The 17,937-nt window shown below is 60.0% G+C and carries 15 protein-coding genes; 9 read left to right on the top strand and 6 right to left on the bottom strand.

The features are described from left to right. Positions 1 to 22: 22 nt before the first annotated feature. Positions 23 to 883 carry a DMT family transporter gene (locus ACWHXD_RS22170; protein ID WP_032895843.1) on the top strand — a complete coding sequence of 287 codons (861 nt, stop codon included), beginning with the start codon at positions 23 to 25 and terminating at the stop codon, positions 881 to 883. Between the two features lie 34 nt (positions 884 to 917). Here ACWHXD_RS22170 and ACWHXD_RS22165 read toward each other — a convergent pair whose 3' ends face one another. After that, on the bottom strand, positions 918 to 1,799 hold the full coding sequence (locus tag ACWHXD_RS22165) for a DMT family transporter (protein WP_138762334.1): 882 nt from the start codon (positions 1,797 to 1,799) through the stop codon (positions 918 to 920). A gap of 161 nt (positions 1,800 to 1,960) precedes the next feature. Here ACWHXD_RS22165 and aceK point away from each other — a divergent pair, with 161 nt between their 5' ends. The 5 genes from aceK (at position 1,961) to ACWHXD_RS22140 (ending at position 10,203) form a co-directional block, all read left to right on the top strand. Continuing rightward, a complete protein-coding gene (gene aceK / locus ACWHXD_RS22160) occupies positions 1,961 to 3,670 on the top strand; it encodes a bifunctional isocitrate dehydrogenase kinase/phosphatase (protein ID WP_138762333.1) in 1,710 nt (569 codons plus the stop codon). A gap of 208 nt (positions 3,671 to 3,878) precedes the next feature. After that, complete coding sequence (hrpA, locus tag ACWHXD_RS22155; protein ID WP_138762332.1) at positions 3,879 to 7,790, top strand: ATP-dependent RNA helicase HrpA; 3,912 nt, start codon at positions 3,879 to 3,881, stop codon at positions 7,788 to 7,790. A 304-nt stretch (positions 7,791 to 8,094) separates the two neighbouring features. Beyond that, on the top strand, positions 8,095 to 9,216 hold the full coding sequence (locus ACWHXD_RS22150; RefSeq protein ID WP_003193141.1) for a beta-ketoacyl-ACP synthase III: 1,122 nt from the start codon (positions 8,095 to 8,097) through the stop codon (positions 9,214 to 9,216). Between the two features lie 145 nt (positions 9,217 to 9,361). Beyond that, positions 9,362 to 9,976 carry an RNA polymerase sigma factor gene (locus ACWHXD_RS22145; RefSeq protein ID WP_032895849.1) on the top strand — a complete coding sequence of 205 codons (615 nt, stop codon included), beginning with the start codon at positions 9,362 to 9,364 and terminating at the stop codon, positions 9,974 to 9,976. Continuing rightward, complete coding sequence (locus tag ACWHXD_RS22140) at positions 9,970 to 10,203, top strand: anti-sigma factor family protein (protein ID WP_044275044.1); 234 nt, start codon at positions 9,970 to 9,972, stop codon at positions 10,201 to 10,203. The genes ACWHXD_RS22145 and ACWHXD_RS22140 overlap by 7 nt, the downstream gene beginning before the upstream one ends. A gap of 104 nt (positions 10,204 to 10,307) precedes the next feature. Here the strand turns inward: ACWHXD_RS22140 and ACWHXD_RS22135 are convergent, their stop codons facing one another. Beyond that, positions 10,308 to 11,630, bottom strand: coding sequence for a putative porin (locus ACWHXD_RS22135; RefSeq protein WP_003193136.1), 1,323 nt, complete (start codon positions 11,628 to 11,630; stop codon positions 10,308 to 10,310). A gap of 284 nt (positions 11,631 to 11,914) precedes the next feature. Between ACWHXD_RS22135 and ACWHXD_RS22130 the strand changes: the two genes are divergently transcribed. From ACWHXD_RS22130 to ACWHXD_RS22120, 3 genes are all read left to right on the top strand, one after another. Continuing rightward, positions 11,915 to 13,039: a GNAT family N-acetyltransferase gene (locus tag ACWHXD_RS22130; RefSeq protein WP_138762330.1), complete on the top strand. Its 1,125-nt coding sequence runs from the start codon at positions 11,915 to 11,917 to the stop codon at positions 13,037 to 13,039. Between the two features lie 77 nt (positions 13,040 to 13,116). Then, positions 13,117 to 13,395, top strand: coding sequence for a BrnT family toxin (locus ACWHXD_RS22125; RefSeq protein ID WP_003193132.1), 279 nt, complete (start codon positions 13,117 to 13,119; stop codon positions 13,393 to 13,395). Continuing rightward, positions 13,373 to 13,621, top strand: a complete 249-nt coding sequence (locus ACWHXD_RS22120; protein ID WP_032895852.1) for a BrnA antitoxin family protein — start codon at positions 13,373 to 13,375, stop codon at positions 13,619 to 13,621. Before ACWHXD_RS22125 ends, ACWHXD_RS22120 begins: the two co-directional genes overlap by 23 nt. A 148-nt stretch (positions 13,622 to 13,769) precedes the next feature. Here the strand turns inward: ACWHXD_RS22120 and aqpZ are convergent, their stop codons facing one another. The 4 genes from aqpZ to ACWHXD_RS22100 form a co-directional block, all read right to left on the bottom strand. Beyond that, positions 13,770 to 14,471, bottom strand: coding sequence for an aquaporin Z (gene aqpZ, locus ACWHXD_RS22115; RefSeq protein WP_032895853.1), 702 nt, complete (start codon positions 14,469 to 14,471; stop codon positions 13,770 to 13,772). Positions 14,472 to 14,646: 175 nt separating this feature from the next. After that, a complete protein-coding gene (locus tag ACWHXD_RS22110; protein ID WP_003193125.1) occupies positions 14,647 to 16,479 on the bottom strand; it encodes an ABC transporter ATP-binding protein in 1,833 nt (610 codons plus the stop codon). An 82-nt stretch (positions 16,480 to 16,561) separates the two neighbouring features. Continuing rightward, entirely contained in the window at positions 16,562 to 17,125 is a 564-nt protein-coding gene (locus tag ACWHXD_RS22105) for a peptidylprolyl isomerase A (RefSeq protein ID WP_014719428.1), read from the bottom strand. Then, on the bottom strand, positions 17,119 to 17,931 hold the full coding sequence (locus ACWHXD_RS22100; RefSeq protein WP_138762329.1) for an alpha/beta fold hydrolase: 813 nt from the start codon (positions 17,929 to 17,931) through the stop codon (positions 17,119 to 17,121). The genes ACWHXD_RS22105 and ACWHXD_RS22100 overlap by 7 nt, the downstream gene beginning before the upstream one ends. Positions 17,932 to 17,937: the final 6 nt, after the last annotated feature.

Below are 17,937 nucleotides of genomic sequence, written 5' to 3'. Positions count from 1 at the left end.
GGCCTGATAACAGGTGGTAACCATGTCTGTGCTTTCGAAACAATCCGTGGCCGCGGCGGCCTCGACGAGCGTGTTTGTCCTGCTGTGGAGCAGCGGGGCGATATTCTCCAAGTTGGGCCTGGCCCATGCTTCGCCCTTTGCCTTTCTGCTGATCCGCTTTGCCATCGCCCTGATGGGGTTGGTGGTGCTGGTACCGATCCTCAAGTTGAAGCTGCCACGTCCCGGCAAGCCCCTGCTGTATGCGGCGGCGACGGGCCTGGTATTGCTGGGGGCCTACCAGATTTTCTATCTGCTGGCCCTGGACCTCAACGTCACCCCCGGGGTGATGGCCACCATCATGGGCGTGCAGCCGATCCTTACCGTGGTGCTGATGGAGCGCCAACGCTCCTGGCGCCGGCTGTTTGGCCTGGGGTTGGGGTTGGCGGGCCTGATCATGGTGGTTTACCAAGGCATCGGGCTGGCGGGCATGTCCCTGGCGGGGATGCTGTTCGGATTGCTGGCGCTGGCGAGCATGACGTTTGGCTCGATCATGCAAAAGCGCATCACCGACAACCCCTTGGGTACGTTGCCCCTGCAATACCTGGCCGGGTTGCTGCTATGCGCGGTGTTCGTGCCGTTCCAGCCGTTCCACTTTGAACACAGTGCGCGCTTTTACCTGCCGGTGCTGTGGATGGGGCTGGTGGTGTCCGTGCTGGCGACGTTGTTGCTGTACCGCCTGATTGCCCGGGGCAACCTGGTGAATGTCACCAGTTTGTTTTATCTGGTGCCGGCGGTAACCGCGGTGATGGACTACCTGATCTTCGGCAATCGCCTGGCCTTGTTGAGCGTACTGGGGATGGCGTTGATCATCGTCGGCTTGGTGTTTGTATTCCGTAAGCATTGAAACCCACCCCCTCGCTCCTACAATAGTGAAGTGGTCATTTGGACCGGCGCAGCACCAACCACAACGCCCCGGCAATCAACACTCCGCCATACAGATGAGCCATGGACAATGGCTCATCCAACAGCAACGCCCCCCACAACACGCCGAACGGCGGAATCATGAAGGTCACGGTCATCGACTTGACCGGGCCAATGGATGACAGCAGGCGGAAATACAGGATGTAGGCAAACGCCGTACACACCAGCCCCAATCCCAGTAGCGACGACCACACCTGCCAGCCGCCCCAACTCGCGGGTGGATGGCTGATGGCGCTGTAGGCAAACAACGGCAACAGGAACAACGTCGCCCCCAACATGCTGCCCAAGGCCGAGAGACGGCTGTCCAACCCGCCGCGCTGGTCCAGCCAACGCCGCGCCAAGAAACCGGCAAAGCCATAGCAGGTGGTTGCCAGCAGGCACGCCAGGGCGCCCATCAGTAATTCCAGATCAAAGGCCACCGGCCCCGCACGTGTGAGCACGGCAACGCCAAACAGCCCCAAGGCGACACCCGCGATTTTCGACGGCGTCAGGCGTTCGCTGAAAAACAATCCGCCAATCAACACACCCATCAACGGTGTGGTGGCGTTGAAAATCGCCGAATAGCCCGCCGGCAGTACCTGCGCCGCCACCGAGTACATCGTCGCGGGAATCCCCGAGTTGATCACCCCCAGCAGCAAGACCGTCTTGAACTTGCCCTGGAAATCCCAGCTCACGCGCAGCATCGCCAGGATCACCAATAAACCCGCGGCGGCAATCGACACGCGGAAAAACGCGGTGGGCAGCGTGCCGATTTCCGGCGCGATCATGCGCATGAACAGGAAACTCGCCCCCCAAATGGCAGCCAGCCCCAGCAGATACAGGGTGTCAACAGGTCTCACGGAAAACTCCTACGCCAATCAGGCGCAGAAGTGTTGCCCAGCGGGCAGGTCGGCACAATGGCTAATTGCAGTCAGTTCGCCCCCGTGCAAAATCATTCTTCTCCTGCCTCGGTTCACTGGCTAAGCTCTGGGCTTCCAGATACCCGTTCGAGGTTTCCCGCATGTCGCAGTCTGCCCTCGCTATCGCCCGGATGATCCTCGACGGTTTCGACGATTACCGTGAGCACTTCCGCCAGATCACCGATGGCGCCCGTGAGCGTTTCGAGAAGGCCCAGTGGCAGCAGGGGCAGGCCGCGTCGTCGGCGCGCATCAACCTCTATGAAGAGAAAGTCGCTGAGGTGACGACCCGCCTGCGCGCCAGTTTTGACGCTGCGGCGTTGCAGGACATCGGCCAGTGGCCCTTGGTAAAAAGCGCTTATATCGGCTTGATCGACCTGCGCTTTGACGATGAGCTGTCCGAGACTTGGTACAACTCGATCTTCTGCGGCCTGTTCAGCCATGACCTGATCAGCGACGGCTGCATGTTCATCCACACCACCCGGCCGAGCCTGCGCCGGGCACGGGCGGCGCAAACCCGCATCTATACGCCGGCCGGTAAAATTTCGGACATGCTCGCGCAGGTGTTCTCTGACTACAGCTTCAGCGAGCCCTACGCCGACCTGCCCGCCGACCTGCGCCGCCTCGAAGCCCAGTTGCGGGAAAACCTGCCGGATTGGGTGTGCAAGGACCCGGACCTCAAAGTCGAGTTGTTTTCCTCGGTGCTCTACCGCAACAAAGGCGCCTACCTCGTGGGGCGCATCTACACCCGCGACGAACAATGGCCGCTGGTGATCCCGCTGCTGCACCGCGAAGGGCGTGGCATTCAGATCGACGCGTTGATCACCGACGAAGCCGACGTGTCGATCATCTTCTCGTTCACCCGTTCCTACTTCATGGTCGATGTACCGGTGCCCGCCGAGTTCATCGGCTTTCTCAAGCGCATCCTGCCGGGCAAGCACATTGCCGAGCTGTACACCTCCATCGGTTTCTACAAACACGGCAAATCCGAGTTCTACCGCGCGCTGATCAACCACCTGGCTACCACCGACGACCAGTTCATCATGGCCCCCGGCGTGCGCGGCATGGTCATGAGCGTGTTCACGCTGCCGGGTTTCAATACGGTGTTCAAGATCATCAAGGACCGCTTCTCACCGTCAAAAAACGTCAACCGCGCCACGGTGATTGAAAAGTACCGCCTGGTGAAAAGCGTCGACCGGGTAGGGCGCATGGCCGACACCCAGGAGTTCGCCGACTTCCGCTTCCCCTTGAGCAAATTCGAGCCCGAGTGCCTGGCCGAGTTGCTGGAAGTCGCCGCCGGTACTGTCGAAGTGGAGGGCGACACCGTGCTTATCCGCCACTGCTGGACCGAGCGACGCATGACCCCGCTCAACCTCTACCTCGACAACGCCAACCCCGCCCAGGTGCGCGAAGCCCTGGAGGATTACGGCCTGGCGATCAAGCAATTGGCGGCGGCGAATATCTTCCCCGGCGACATGCTGCTGAAAAACTTTGGCGTTACCCGCCATGGCCGCGTGGTGTTCTACGACTACGACGAAATCTGCTTTCTCACCGAAGCCAACTTCCGCCATATCCCCGCGCCGCGCACCCCCGAGGATGAAATGGCCTCCGAGCCCTGGTACTCCATCGGCCCGCTGGACGTGTTCCCCGAAGAGTTCCCGCCGTTCCTGTTTGCCGACGCCGGGCAGCGCCGGTTGTTCGATGAGCTGCATGGCGAGTTGTACAACGCTGATTACTGGAAGGGCCTGCAGGACGCGATTCGTGCCGGCAAGGTGATCGACGTCTTCCCCTACCGCCGCAAAGACCCCCTGTAACGCATTCTCCCCCTTGTGGGAGCGGGCTTGCTCGCGAATGCGGTGTGTCAGTCACAGATGGATCAACTGAACCACCGCATTCGCGAGCAAGCCCGCTCCCACATTTTGGTTCGGTTTACACCCGTTGAAGCTCAACCGCCTGCCAGATGGGCTGCTTTTCTGCCACACTTGCCGGCCGTGCATAAATAGATGACCGTCGAAATAGCTGATGACAGACCAAGCACCCACCCTCGACCAACTGCTCAAAACCCTCGATCACGCCATGCTCGCCGACCGCCACCGCTTGCGGCGCCAGTTGCTTGAGCTGCGCAAGAAGCCCGACGAGGACAAAATGGCGCAGTGGGTGGCGCGCATGCAGGCATCCTGCGCCCAGGTCACGGCGCGGCGCGCCAGCCTGCCGGTGATTCGCTATGACGACAGCCTGCCGATTGCCGCCAAGCGCGATGAGATCAAGGCCGCGCTCAATAAGCACCAGGTGCTGATCATCGCCGGTGAGACCGGCTCGGGTAAAACCACGCAGTTGCCAAAAATCTGCCTGGAAATCGGCCGCGGCCAGTTCGGCCTGATCGGCCATACCCAGCCGCGTCGGATCGCCGCGCGCAGTGTCGCCAGCCGCGTCGCTGAAGAATTGGCCACGCCGCTAGGCGCTCTGGTCGGCTATCAAGTGCGATTTGAAGACCAGAGCGATGCCAACACCCTGATCAAGCTGATGACCGACGGTATCCTGCTGGCCGAAACCCAGAATGATCGTTACTTGGAACGCTACGACACGATCATCGTCGACGAAGCCCACGAACGCAGCCTGAACATCGACTTCCTGCTCGGCTACCTCAAGACCCTGTTGCCGCGTCGCCCCGACCTGAAAGTCATCATCACCTCGGCCACCATCGATCTGGAGCGCTTTTCCAAGCATTTTGACGATGCGCCGATTGTCGAGGTGTCGGGCCGTACCTTCCCGGTGGACACTTGGTACCGCCCGCTCACCCTGGAACAGGACGAGGAGGGTAACCGCGTCGAGGACGACTTGACCGTCGACCAGGCGATCCTCGCCACCCTCGATGAAATCGCCGCCTATGAGCGCAGCGAACGGCGCAGCCCTGGCGACGTGCTGGTGTTTTTGCCCGGCGAGCGCGAGATTCGTGACGCGGCCGACATGCTGCGCAAGGCTCAGCTCAAGCACACCGAGATTTTGCCGTTGTACGCACGGCTGTCGCCAGCCGAGCAGCAGCGCATTTTCCAGTCCCACCCGGGCCGGCGCGTGGTACTGGCGACCAACGTCGCGGAAACCTCGCTGACCGTGCCGGGCATTCGCTACGTGATCGACAGCGGCACGGCGCGCATCAGCCGCTACAGCTACCGCGCCAAAGTGCAGCGACTGCCCATCGAGGCGATTTCCCAGGCCAGCGCCAACCAGCGTAAAGGCCGTTGCGGCCGGGTTGAGCCGGGTATTTGCGTACGCCTGTACAGCGAAGAAGATTTTATCGGGCGCCCGGAATTTACCGACCCGGAGATCCTGCGTACCAACCTCGCGGCCGTGATCCTGCAGATGCTGCACCTGCGCCTGGGCGAGATCACCGATTTCCCGTTTATCGAACCGCCGGATGGCAAGGCCATCAGCGACGGTTTCAACCTGCTGCAAGAACTCTCGGCGGTAGACCGCAACAGCCAGCTCACACCCCTGGGCCGCCAGCTTGCCCGCTTGCCGGTGGACCCGCGCATGGGCCGCATGTTGCTGGAGGCGGCCAAGCTCGGCAGCTTGCAGGAAGTGTTGATCGTCGCCAGCGCCATGTCGATCCAGGACCCGCGCGAGCGCCCACCGGAGCGTCAACAAGCGGCCGACCAGGCCCACGCACAGTGGAAAGACCCGGATTCGGACTTCGCCGGGTTGGTCAACCTGTGGCGCGGTTTCGAGGAGCAGCGCCAGGAACTGACCGCCAGCCCGTTGCGCAACTGGTGCCGCAAGAACTTCCTCAACTACTTGCGTTTGCGCGAGTGGCGCGACTCCCATCGCCAATTGAGCCTGATCTGCCGCGACATGCAGCTGAGCCTCAACAAAGAGCCCGCCGATTATCCGAAGCTGCATAAAGCCGTGTTGTCCGGCCTGCTCAGCCAGATCGGCCAGAAGACCGAAGACGGCGATTACCTCGGGGCGCGGCAGCGACGTTTCTGGATTCACCCGTCTTCGGGCATCGGCAAGAAACGCCCGCAATGGCTGATGACCGCCGAACTGGTGGAAACCACCAAGCTCTATGCACGCATGGTGGCGAAAATCGACGCGGATTGGATCGAACCGCTGGCCGGGCACCTGATCAAGAAAAACCACTTCGAACCCCATTGGGAGAAGAAGCGCGGCCAGGTGGTGGCGTTTGAGCAGATCACCCTGTTCGGGTTGATCGTGGTCGGGCGTCGGCCGGTGCATTACGGGCCGATTGACCCGGTGGTGTCCCGTGAGTTGTTTATTCGTGAAGGCCTGGTGCGCGGCGAGATTCAGTCGCGGGCCAAATGCCTGACGGCCAACCAGAAACTGCTGGAGCAACTCGACGAGCTGGAAGCCAAGGCCCGCCGTCGCGACATCCTGGCCGATGAAGAAACCCTCTACGCCTTCTACGATGCACGCCTGCCCGCAGAGATTCACCAGACCGCCACCTTTGACAGTTGGTACAAGGTCACCAGCCAGAAAGACCCGCAACTGCTGATCATGCGCGAAGAAGACGTACTGGCCCGCGAGGCCAGTGAAGTCACCGCCGCGCATTACCCGGACACCTTGCACCTGGGCGACCTCGCCCTGGCCCTGAGTTACCACTTCGAACCCAACCACCCTCGCGATGGCGTGACCCTGCGGGTGCCGGCGCCGTTGTTGCCAGCGTTGCCAGCCGAGCGCCTGGAGTGGCTGGTGCCGGGGTTGATCGAAGCCAAGTGCATCGCCCTGGTGCGCAACTTGCCCAAGGCGCTGCGCAAAAACTTTGTGCCGGTGCCGGACTTCGTCAAGGCCGCGCTGCAACGCATCGAATTCGGCCAGGGCTCGCTGCCCCAGGCGCTGGGGCGTGAATTGCTGCGCATGACCGGTGCGCGGGTCAGCGATGAGGCGTGGGCGGAGGCGGCGCAACAGGTGGAAAACCACCTGAAGATGAACCTGGAAGTGGTCGACGGCCAGGGCAAGTTCCTCGGCGAAGGCCGCGACCTGGCCGAGCTCACCGCACGGTTCGCCGAAGCCAGCCAGGCCGCCTTGGCCGTGCCGCAAACCGCGAAAAGCCAGCAGCCGGTAGAGGCCAAGGTGTTTGCGGCGGTGGCGCAAAAGACCCAGCAGAACATCGCCGGCCTGTCGATGACGGTGTACCCGGCCCTGGTGGAAGAGAACGGCACGGTCAAGGAGGGGCGTTTCTCTACCGCTGCCGAAGCCGAGTTCCAGCACCGTCGCGCCTTGCAGCGCCTGCTGATGCAGCAATTGGCGGAACCGGCGAAATTCCTGCGCGGAAAATTGCCGGGCTTGACCGAGTTGGGCTTGATGTACCGCGAACTGGGGCGCATTGACGCGCTGGTGGAAGACATCTTGCTGGCCAGCCTCGATACCTGCGTACTCGAAGGCGAAGACAGCCTGCCACGCGATGGCGCGGGTTTGGCGGCCTTGGCTGAACGCAAGCGCGGCAGTTGGACTGAGCACGCCGAACGCCTGGCACGCCTGACCCTGGAGGTGCTGAAGCTCTGGCACGGCCTGCAAAAACGCTTCAAGGGCAAGATCGACCTGGCCCAGGCCGTGGCCTTGAACGATATCAAGCAGCAACTGAGCAACCTGGTGTACCCAGGCTTTGTGCGGGAAACCCCGGCCCAGTGGTTCAAGGAACTGCCGCGTTTCCTCAAGGCCATCGAACTGCGCCTGGAAAAACTGCCGAGCCAGGTGCAAAAGGACCGGGTGTGGAGCAGCGAATTGGGCGGCCTATGGGCGCAGTACCAGAACCGCTTGAACAAACACACCCAGGAAGGCAAGCGCGACCCGCAGTTGGAGCTGTACCGCTGGTGGCTGGAGGAATACCGGGTGTCGCTGTTTGCTCAACAACTGGGCACCAAAGTGCCGATTTCCGACAAGCGTTTGAGCAAGCAATGGAGCCAGGTAGAGCCCTGAACCCCTGTAGGAGCGAGCTTGCTCGCGAAAAACGTCAACGATAACGCGGGTATCCTGGATAAACGCGTTGCCTGTGGGTTCTTCGCGAGCAAGCTCGCTCCTACAGGCATCAGGGCGAGCCCCGCCCCAAATGGGATGTTTGTTTGGCCTATAGCGCCAAATCCCCGGGGTTGTGGCAAACTTCGCGGTTACAAGAGTGAATAAAAGCATTGCCAGTTTGATGCCCGCTGGATGACATCAAACCACTTTAAGTTTGGTACGACGGTACCAATATCTTCTGCCTGACAGATTTAGAGGAACGACCGTGCATAACGTCGTCATCAGCGGCACTGGCCTGTACACCCCGGCCAACAGCATTTCCAACGAAGAGCTGGTGCAGTCTTTCAATGCCTACGTACAACAGTTCAATGCCGACAACGCCGCCGCTATCGAACGTGGCGATGTGCAGGCGCTGACTGAGTCGAGCGCGGCATTCATCGAAAAAGCATCCGGCATCAAGAGCCGTTTTGTGATGGACAAGGACGGCATCCTCGATCCTCAGCGCATGGCCCCACGCCTGCCCGAGCGCAGCAACGACGAATGGTCGGTGCTTTGCCAGATGGCCATCGGTGCCGCCGAACAAGCCTTGCAGCGCGCCGGCAAGACCGCCGCCGACATCGACGGCGTGATCGTCGCCTGCTCCAACCTGCAACGCGCCTACCCGGCGATCGCCATCGAAGTCCAGGAAGCCTTGGGTATCCAGGGCTTCGGTTTCGACATGAACGTGGCGTGCTCCTCGGCCACCTTCGGCATCCAGAACGCGGCCAACAGCATCCAGTTGGGCCAGGCCCGGGCGATCCTGATGGTCAACCCAGAAGTCTGCACCGGCCACCTGAACTTCCGTGACCGTGACAGCCACTTCATCTTCGGCGATGCCGCCACGGCGGTGATCCTGGAGCGTGCTGACCTGGCGACGTCCGAACATCAGTTCGACGTGGTGAGCACCAAGCTGCTGACCAAGTTCTCCAACAACATTCGCAACAACTTCGGTTTTCTCAACCGCACGGCGGAAGAGGGTATCGGCGCCCCCGACAAGCTGTTCGTGCAGGAAGGCCGCAAGGTATTCCGGGATGTTTGCCCGATGGTGGCCGAATTGATCGGCGAGCACTTGGCAGAAAACCAGCTGAGTGTCACCGATGTGAAGCGCTTCTGGCTGCACCAGGCCAACCTGAGCATGAACCACCTGATCGTGAAGAAACTGCTGGGGCGCGACGCGTCGGTGGAAGAAGCGCCAGTGATCCTCGATACTTACGCCAATACCAGTTCGGCCGGCTCGGTGATTGCGTTCCACACTTATCAAGATGACCTGCCCAAGGGCGCGGTTGCCGTCCTCAGCTCCTTTGGCGCCGGGTATTCGATTGGCAGTGTGATCCTGCGCAAACGCTGAGTGTGTGGCCGGACGCGGTCAACTGTGGGAGCTGGCTTGCCTGCGAAGGCATCGGCTCGGTGTGCGTGATTTACCGAGTTGTCTGGATCGCAGGCAAGCCAGTTCCCACATTGACCGTATTTCCACGGCAAGATTGAGGTAAACGATGGCAGCAGCGGACGACACGCACCTGCTTCAACGCCTGCTCAAGGGTGAGCAGCGGGCTTATAAGGATTTGGTCAACACCTACCAGAGTGCAATGCGGGCAGTGGCCTATGCCATCGTCGGCCAGCGCCATGCCGACGAAGTCGTGCAAGACGCCTGGCTTTCCGTGGTGCGCAACCTGGCCAAGTTCGAAGGGCGATCAAGCCTCAAGACGTGGTTATTGACCATTACTGCCAACTCCGCAAAGAGTCGTTACAAACAAAATCGTCGGGAAGTGCTGCTCGATGATTTGCCCTCACCCCACGGCACTATCGGTGATGACCGCTTCAGCCCGGATGATGGCCATTGGGCTGTCGCCCCGTATGCCTGGCACCAGGACACCCCGGAAGCGCTGCTGACCGAAGATGAATTGCGCAAATGCCTGGAGCATACGATTCTGAGTTTGTCCGAATTGCAAAGCAGTGTGCTGGTGTTGCGTGAACGCCAAGGCCTGGAGCTGGAAGAGATCTGTAATCTTCTGACCCTTTCACTCTCCAACGTCCGTGTGCTGTTGCATCGAGCACGGCTTAAAGTCTTCGCCACGGTGGAGCATTTTGAGGAAACGGGCGAATGTTGACCTGTAAAGAGCAAGTAGCGCGTTCCAGTGACTATCTCGATGGGCAATTGACCTTTCGCGAGCGTCTGATGGTGCGTCATCACTTGATGTTTTGCCCGAACTGCCGGCGCTTTATCCGTCAGATGCGCCTGATGCAGGCAACGCTCAAGCGTATGCCGCAGGAGCCGGTGGAGGGTGTGGATGCGTTGGCCGACCAACTGGTGGCCGAACGGCGTAAGGATATGTAGGAGCGAGCTTGCTCGCGAAGAACGTCAACGATAACGCGGGTATTCTGGATAAACGCGTTGCCTGTGGGTTCTTCGCGAGCAAGCTCGCTCCTACATGTTAGGCATTAGAACTTGGCTTCAGCATCCAGCTGCAAGGTGTTGGTGTCGGCATCCCGCTGGGTCCGGCTGGCGAAGTCAGCCTTGGTCAGGAAGTAGGTGGCGCCGATGGCGAAGTTCTTGTCGATGTCGTAGCTGACTTTCATCTTGTGACCGCGCGAGCCGGTGGTGCCGTTGGCGAAGTCCGAATCGGTGAAGGCGCCTACGACGGCATTACGTTGAACGTCGCGGTAGTTGTAGTCCAGGTTCAAACCGAACACCTTGGACTTGGCACCCAGCAACCAGGCGGTGTCCTGGTCGGTCACCGCATCGTTGTTTTTCACGTACTGACCGTAGAACGACAGCGGCACGGCCAGGCCGCCGATGTCTGCTTGTGCAAAGCCTTCGTACAAACGGAATTCGTTGTTGGCCGAGTTGCCGTTGACCGCCAATGCGCAAGGCGTGGTGGTGGTTGTGCAACGGCTGTCTTCGTCATTCTTGTAGGCGTAGATGCTGCCGCCCAAGGTCATTTTCAGGTTGTCGGTGACCGAGAAACGCGTACCCAACTGGCCGGACGTCAGGCGCAGGTCATGGCGAAATTGCACGCCGTCACCGTCCACGTTGTCCTTGAGGTTGTAGTTACCCAGGCTGCCGAACAGTTCTGCGCTGCTCCCCAGCGGGTATTTGTAGGTGACGGCCAGGCCTTCAGGGTTGATGTCGCTATCCCAGATCACGTCGCCCATGTTCACCCACGGTTGCAGCATCTTGCCGCCGATCACGTGCAGGTTCTTGATCTGGTCCGGGTGGTAGTCGATGTAGCCGAGGTCCAGCCAGATCGATTTCTTATCGAAGTAACCATCCTGGTCCTGGTTAGTGGAACGTGCATCGTCGCCGCCGCCGGTGGCGATACGGATACCGGTGTCCACTTGCGGGTTGATTTCGGTGTAGGCACCCAGGCGCGCACGGATACGTTGACGGTCCTTGTCACGCCCACCGTTGTTGGGCTCGCCGTCGATCTTGATGGTTTCCTGACGGAAGCGCACATCACCCTTGAACTGGGTCTTGGCTGCCCAAGCCAATTTCTGGTCGAAGCTGCTCAGCTCGTTGGTTTTTTTCGCAGTGGCCGCGATCTGCTCGTTGGTCTCTTGTTGAGCCTGGCGGGCGATCTGCTGTTCTTTCTGATCCCTGGCCAGCTCCATTTGCAGTTCGGTGTACTGCGCCGCGGTGATCTGGCCGTTGGCCTTGAGCATGTCGAGCAATTTAGCGTCGACTGCAGCGCTGGCCGGAACGCTCAGTGCCAGCAACAGGCCGCCACACAGGACCGCCGCAGTTTTAGTGGAAGCAAGACGCATATCAATCTCCGAAAGTGAGGAGGGAGGGCAACACCCTCCAGGACACAACCGACCCATGACGGGCGGAAAAATGTCGCCCGGTAGACCCGGACGCTCTAAAAACTGGCGTCAGTATCGCGACCGTTTATGACGGAGTAGTGGCTAAGTGATTTCATCTAGATGACAAATCGTTTCGCTACGGAACTAAGGGTTTTGAGGTCTGTCCGCGTGTTTTGAGGATGTGCGCGCGGCTGTGATCAGCGATACTCGCCAGGTTTTCATGCCAAGAAACAATGAGGATGCCGATGCCGCTGCAACGCCTGGACAGCCTGTCCGATATCGCTGCGCACACGTGGGATGCCCTGATGCCAACGGCCCAGCCGTTTATGCAGCATGGGTTTCTGAGTGCGCTGGAAGACAGCGCCAGCGTCGGCCCGCATTCGGGCTGGCAGACGGAGCATTTGCTGCACTGGGAAGGCGACCGGCTGATGGCGGCATTGCCGGGTTATCGCAAATGGCATTCTTACGGCGAGTACGTGTTCGATCACGGCTGGGCCGACGCCTGCGAGCGCGCTGGCATCGACTACTATCCCAAGTTGCTGACGGCCGTGCCGTTCAGCCCGGTCGGTGGGCCGCGCGTGTTGGCTGCCAGTGCCGCAGACGCTTTTGAGTTGCTCAATAGCCTGCCGGGGTATCTGGAGATCGAGGGCTTGTCGAGCGCCCATATCAACTTTACCGATGCCCTCGCCGATGAAGCCATGGCCCAACACCCCGGCTGGTTGCAACGCCTGGGGTGTCAGTTTCATTGGCAGAACCGAGGCTACCGCGACTTCCAGGATTTCCTCGACGCCTTGAGTTCACGCAAGCGCAAACAGATGCGTAAAGAGCGTGAACAGGTGGCAGGGCAGGGTATCGAGTTCGAGTGGTTGCAAGGCCACGAGCTGAGCGAAGCCCAATGGGATTTTGTCTACGCCTGCTACGCCAATACCTACGCGGTGCGCCGGCAATCGCCCTACCTGACCCGCGCGTTTTTCAGCCTGCTGGCTGAGCGCATGCCCGCAGCCATCCGCGTAGTCTTGGCCAAACAAGGCACGCGCCCGGTGGCCATGGCCTTCAGCCTGATCGGTGGCGACAGCTTCTATGGCCGCTACTGGGGTTGCCTGGCGGAATTCGACCGCCTGCATTTCGAAACCTGCTTCTACCAAGGCATGGACTACGCCATCGCCCACGGCCTGCAACGCTTCGATGCCGGTGCCCAGGGGGAGCATAAATTGATTCGCGGGTTTGAGCCGGTGATTACGCGCTCATGGCACTATTTGCGCCACCCGGGGTTGAAGAGTGCAGTGGAGGATTTTCTTGAGCGAGAGCGGGTGGGGGTTCTGGCGTATGCCGAAGAGGCGAGGGCGGCTTTGCCTTATCGGCAGGTCTGAACCATCGGTCTGGCAACCGTGCTGACTAACAATAAAATCGCTAATTTGTATGTACAAACGTACATACAGAATGTGCCATGCATTTTGAGTGGGATGAATCTAAGAACAAAGCCAATATTTCTAAACACGGCATCGACTTTAACGACGTCCCAGATATTTTTCGGCATCCAATGCTGGCCTTGCGCGATGATCGGGCAGATTATGGCGAAGAGCGTTGGATCAGTATTGGCTGGATCAAATTGTTAATGGGTGTGGTCGTATATACCGAGCGGTGTGGTGATGTGATCCGTATCATCTCTGCGCGAAAAGCAACCAAGAAGGAGGCCAAATACTATGACGCAAACATCGAAAACTGATTGGGAGCGCCTGGCCAACATGAATGATAAAGAAATCGACACCAGCGATATTCCTGAGCTGGACGCCGAATTTTTCCGACGCGCCGAGTTACGTGTTCCGGTTAAGCAGGCGGTGACCATTCGACTGGATGCCGATGTTCTGGAGTGGTTCAAAGGTCAAGGCACCGGATATCAGACACGTATTAATCAATTGTTGCGTCAGTACATGCAAGCCCACCAGGGTTGAAGCGCATTCAATAGAGGTCAAGCCGTAAAACACCTTGTAGGAGCGAGCTTGCTCGCGAAGAACGTACAGGCGACGCGGGTTTACAGCTGTAAGCACTGCGTCATCGTTGGCGTTTTTCGCGAGCAAGCTCGCTCCTACAGGGATTGGGTCAAGCTGTTTTCTCTGCACCTAACCATCGGTAGGTGATGCCGCCGATCACCGCGCCGAGGATCGGCGCGAGCCAGAACAGCCACAACTGCTGCAGCGCCCAGCCGCCGACAATCAACGCAGGCCCCGTGCTGCGGGCCGGGTTGACCGAGGTGTTGGTCACCGGGATGGAGATCAGGTGGATCAGCGTCAATCCCAGGCCAATGGCGATGGGCGCGAAGCCTGCCGGGGCTCGACGGTCGGTGGCGCCAAGGATGATCAGCACGAACATCGCCGTCATTACCAGCTCACAGACAAAGCCTGCCGCCATGGAATAACCACCGGGTGAATGCTCGCCGTAACCATTGCTTGCCAGCCCGGAGGCCAGTTCGAACCCAGGCTTGCCGCTGGCGATGAAGTACAGCAGTGCGGCGGCGATGGCGCCACCGATCACTTGCGACACGACGTAGGCCGGCAACTCCCTGGCCGGGAATCTGCCGCCGACCACCAGCCCCACCGAGACGGCCGGGTTAAGGTGGCAGCCGCTGATATGCCCGATGGCAAACGCCATGGTCAGTACCGTGAGCCCGAAAGCCAGTGACACACCGAGCAGGCCGATGCCTACATTGGGGAACGCTGCGGCCAACACCGCACTCCCGCAGCCGCCCAACACCAGCCAAAACGTACCCAGTCCTTCCGTTACGGAACGTTTGAACAGTGACATGAACACTTCCTTAGATTGCTCTATCTGATTAACGGTCTGTGTGGCTTCCCTGCCGCCTTAAATCAGGGCCCTCCTGGGGCCTGATTGCAGTACAGCAGGATTGTGCCGCAAGACCAGTCAGATAGAGAAAGCTGTCAGAATTGTTCGGAATTGAGCAGGGCTTTACCCAGCAAAATCAGTCTATACCGACAAACCCTCCGGTCTGATGCTGCCATAATCGCGAATAAAGCCCGCCGTATGCCAGCAACTCCGAATGGCTGCCGCTTTCGGCGATCTGGCCTTTTTCCAGCACCACCAGGCGGTCCATGCGTGCGATGGTCGACAACCGGTGCGCAATCGCAATTACCGTCTTGCCCTGCATCAGGGTTTCCAGGCTCTCCTGGATCGCCGCTTCCACTTCCGAGTCCAGCGCAGAGGTGGCTTCGTCCATGATCAGGATCGGCGCGTCCTTGAGCAGCACGCGGGCGATAGCGATACGCTGGCGTTGCCCGCCGGAGAGTTTTACCCCGCGTTCACCCACATGGGCATCCAGCCCGGTGCGGCCCTCGGAGTCCGACAGCAGCGGGATGAACTCATCGGCGCGGGCCTTGTGCACCGCCGCCCACAGTTCCTCATCAGTCGCGTCGGGCTTGCCATACAACAGGTTGTCGCGGATCGAGCGGTGCAGCAACGAGGTGTCTTGGGTGATCATGCCGATCTGTGCGCGCAGGCTTTCCTGGGCCACTTCGGCGATGTCCTGGCCGTCGATGAGGATGCGCCCGCCCTGCAGGTCGTAAAGGCGCAGCAGCAGGTTGACCAGCGTCGATTTGCCTGCGCCGGATGGGCCGATCAAACCGATCTTTTCCCCGGCCTTGATCTCAAGGTTCAGGCCGCCAATGATTCCGCTCTTCTTGCCGTAGTGGAAGTCCACCTGCTCAAAGCGCACCTGGCCGTGGGGCACGGTCAGGCGCGGCGCGTTTTCACGATCGACCACGGCCAGTGGCTGGGCGATGGTCTTCAGGCCGTCCTGCACGATGCCGATGTTTTCGAAGATGCCGTTGACCACCCACATGATCCAGCCGGACATGTTGACGATGCGGATCACCAAGCCGGTGGCCAGGGCAATTGCGCCCACGGAAATCAGCGACTGCGTCCACAGCCACAAGGCCAGGCCAGTGGTGGTGACGATCAGCAGGCCGTTCAAAATACAGATCACGGTGTCCATGCTGGTGAGTACGCGGGCGGCTAGTTGGGTTTTTTCGGTCTGCTCGATGATCGCTTGCTTGGCGTATTCCTGTTCATTCTGCGTATGGGCGAACAGCTTCAAGGTGGTGATGTTGGTATAGCCGTCGACAATTCGGCCCATTAACTTGGAGCGCGCCTCCGAGGAGACCACCGAGCGTTCTTTCACGCGAGGTACGAAGTAACGCAGGGCCAGGCTGTAGCAAACGATCCAGGTGATCAGCGGGATCATCAGCCGCCAGTCGGCCTCGGCAAACAACACCAGGGCACTGATGGCGTAGATCGACACGTGCCAGATGGCTTCTGCCGTCGCCACTGCCGAATCACGCAAGGAGTTGCCGGTTTGCATGATCCGCTGGGCGATGCGCCCGGCGAAATCGTTCTGGAAGAAATTCAGGCTCTGCTTGAGCACGTAGCTGTGGTTCTGCCAGCGAATCAGGCTGGTCATCCCAGGGTTGATGGTCTGGTGCACCAGCAAGTCATGCAGGCCGTTGAAGAGCGGGCGCAACAACAGGGCGACCACGGCCATCCAGATCAGCTCGGCGCTGTGGATCTGGAAGAAGTTCGCCGGCGGTGTGCCCTGGGCCAGGTCGATGATGCGGCTCAAATAGCTGAACAGCGCGACTTCGATCAGGGCGCCGACCAGTCCCACTACCAGCAGCGCGGCAAAGCATGGCCACACCTGGCGCAGGTAATAGAGATAGAAGGGCAGGACTTTTTCGGGAGGGGCCGCGCTGGGGGCGTCGCGGAAAATATCGATCAGTTGTTCAAAACGACGATAGAGCATTAGGTTTGACGCCCGCGGGGCGGGCTCTCCTTTCAAAGGTGCACGGTGCCGTGTGGGCACCGCGCAAAGCTGCCTGCAGACCTCAGTCGATGCGCTTGGCCGACTTGATGATCACAGGATCGATAGGCACGTTCTGCATGCCTTGCTTGGTGGTGGTCTGGGAGTTGACGATGATGTCGACCACGTCCATGCCCTTGACCACTTTGGCGAACACGGCATAACCGGCATCGCGGCCCGGGTCGAGGAAGGCATTGTCAGCCACGTTGATGAAGAATTGACTGGTGGCCGAGTTCGGGTCATTGGTGCGAGCCATCGACAACGTGCCACGCACGTTATGCAGGCCATTGCTGGCTTCGTTCTTGATCGGGGCTTCGGTCGGCTTTTGCGACATTTGCTGGGTGAACCCGCCGCCCTGGACCATGAAGCCCGGGATCACGCGGTGAAAGATCGTGTTGGTGTAGAAGCCTTTGTCGACATAGGCCAGGAAGTTCTTGGTGCTGATCGGCGCCTTGACCGGGTCGAGTTCGATTTCAATTTGGCCGTTGGTGGTGTCGAGCAACACGTGTGGCGCCTTGGCCGGCTCAGCCGCCATCAGGTTGGCAGCGAACAAGGCGGAACCGGCAAAGAAGGCGATTTTTTTCAGCATGGGTCAGTGATCCTGGTAGTGGTTTCGACGGTCTTTAGAAAATCGAGCAAGGTCGCGTTAAAGACCTCGGGTTGATCCAAGGGCGTGGCATGGCGGGAATCTTCGATGACCACCAGTCGCGCATCGGGCAGCAGTTTTACATAGATTTCTTTCTGCGCCACGGGGGTGTAGTCATGGTCGGCGCTGATGACCAGGGTTGGACAGGCAATTCTCGACAGTTGTTCCTGCACGCCCCAGCCCACAATGGCGTCGAAGCTGGCGAGATAAGCACGTTTGTCGTTTCTTGCCCAGCGCTCGGCCATCTTGCGGCGCAGGTCGGCCTGCTCAGGTTTGGGGAACAGCCGATCGCCCAAGGCCTTGCCGATGGTGCCCAGGCTGAGCACGCGGGCCAGGGTCCAGCGTTTGGCCCACTGCCAATAGTCATCGGCACTGCGCACCTTGACCTCAGGCGCGCTGTTGACGATGCACAGGCTCTTGACCCGCAGGGGTTCATCCACCGCCAGTTGGAAGGCGATCATGCCGCCCATGGATAAACCCACCACGTGGGCCGCTGGCAGGTCGAGGTGTTCGATCAGCGCGATCAGGTCGAAGGTAAACCCCTTGATGCTGTAGCGCTCCCGGGGTTTGTCCGAGCGACCATGGCCGCGCACGTCAACCACGATCAGGCGGTAGTGCCGGGCGAGTACCGGTACTTGCAGTTCCCAATCCTGGCTGCTGGAGCCCAGGCCGTGGATCAGGATCAGCGGGTTGCCATGACCATATTCTTCGTAATGCAGGCTGCAGCCTTCATGGTCGAACCAGGCCATGGGTGA

This window comes from Pseudomonas fjordensis (assembly GCF_976987115.1).
This window is presented reverse-complemented; position numbering and strand designations above follow the sequence as displayed.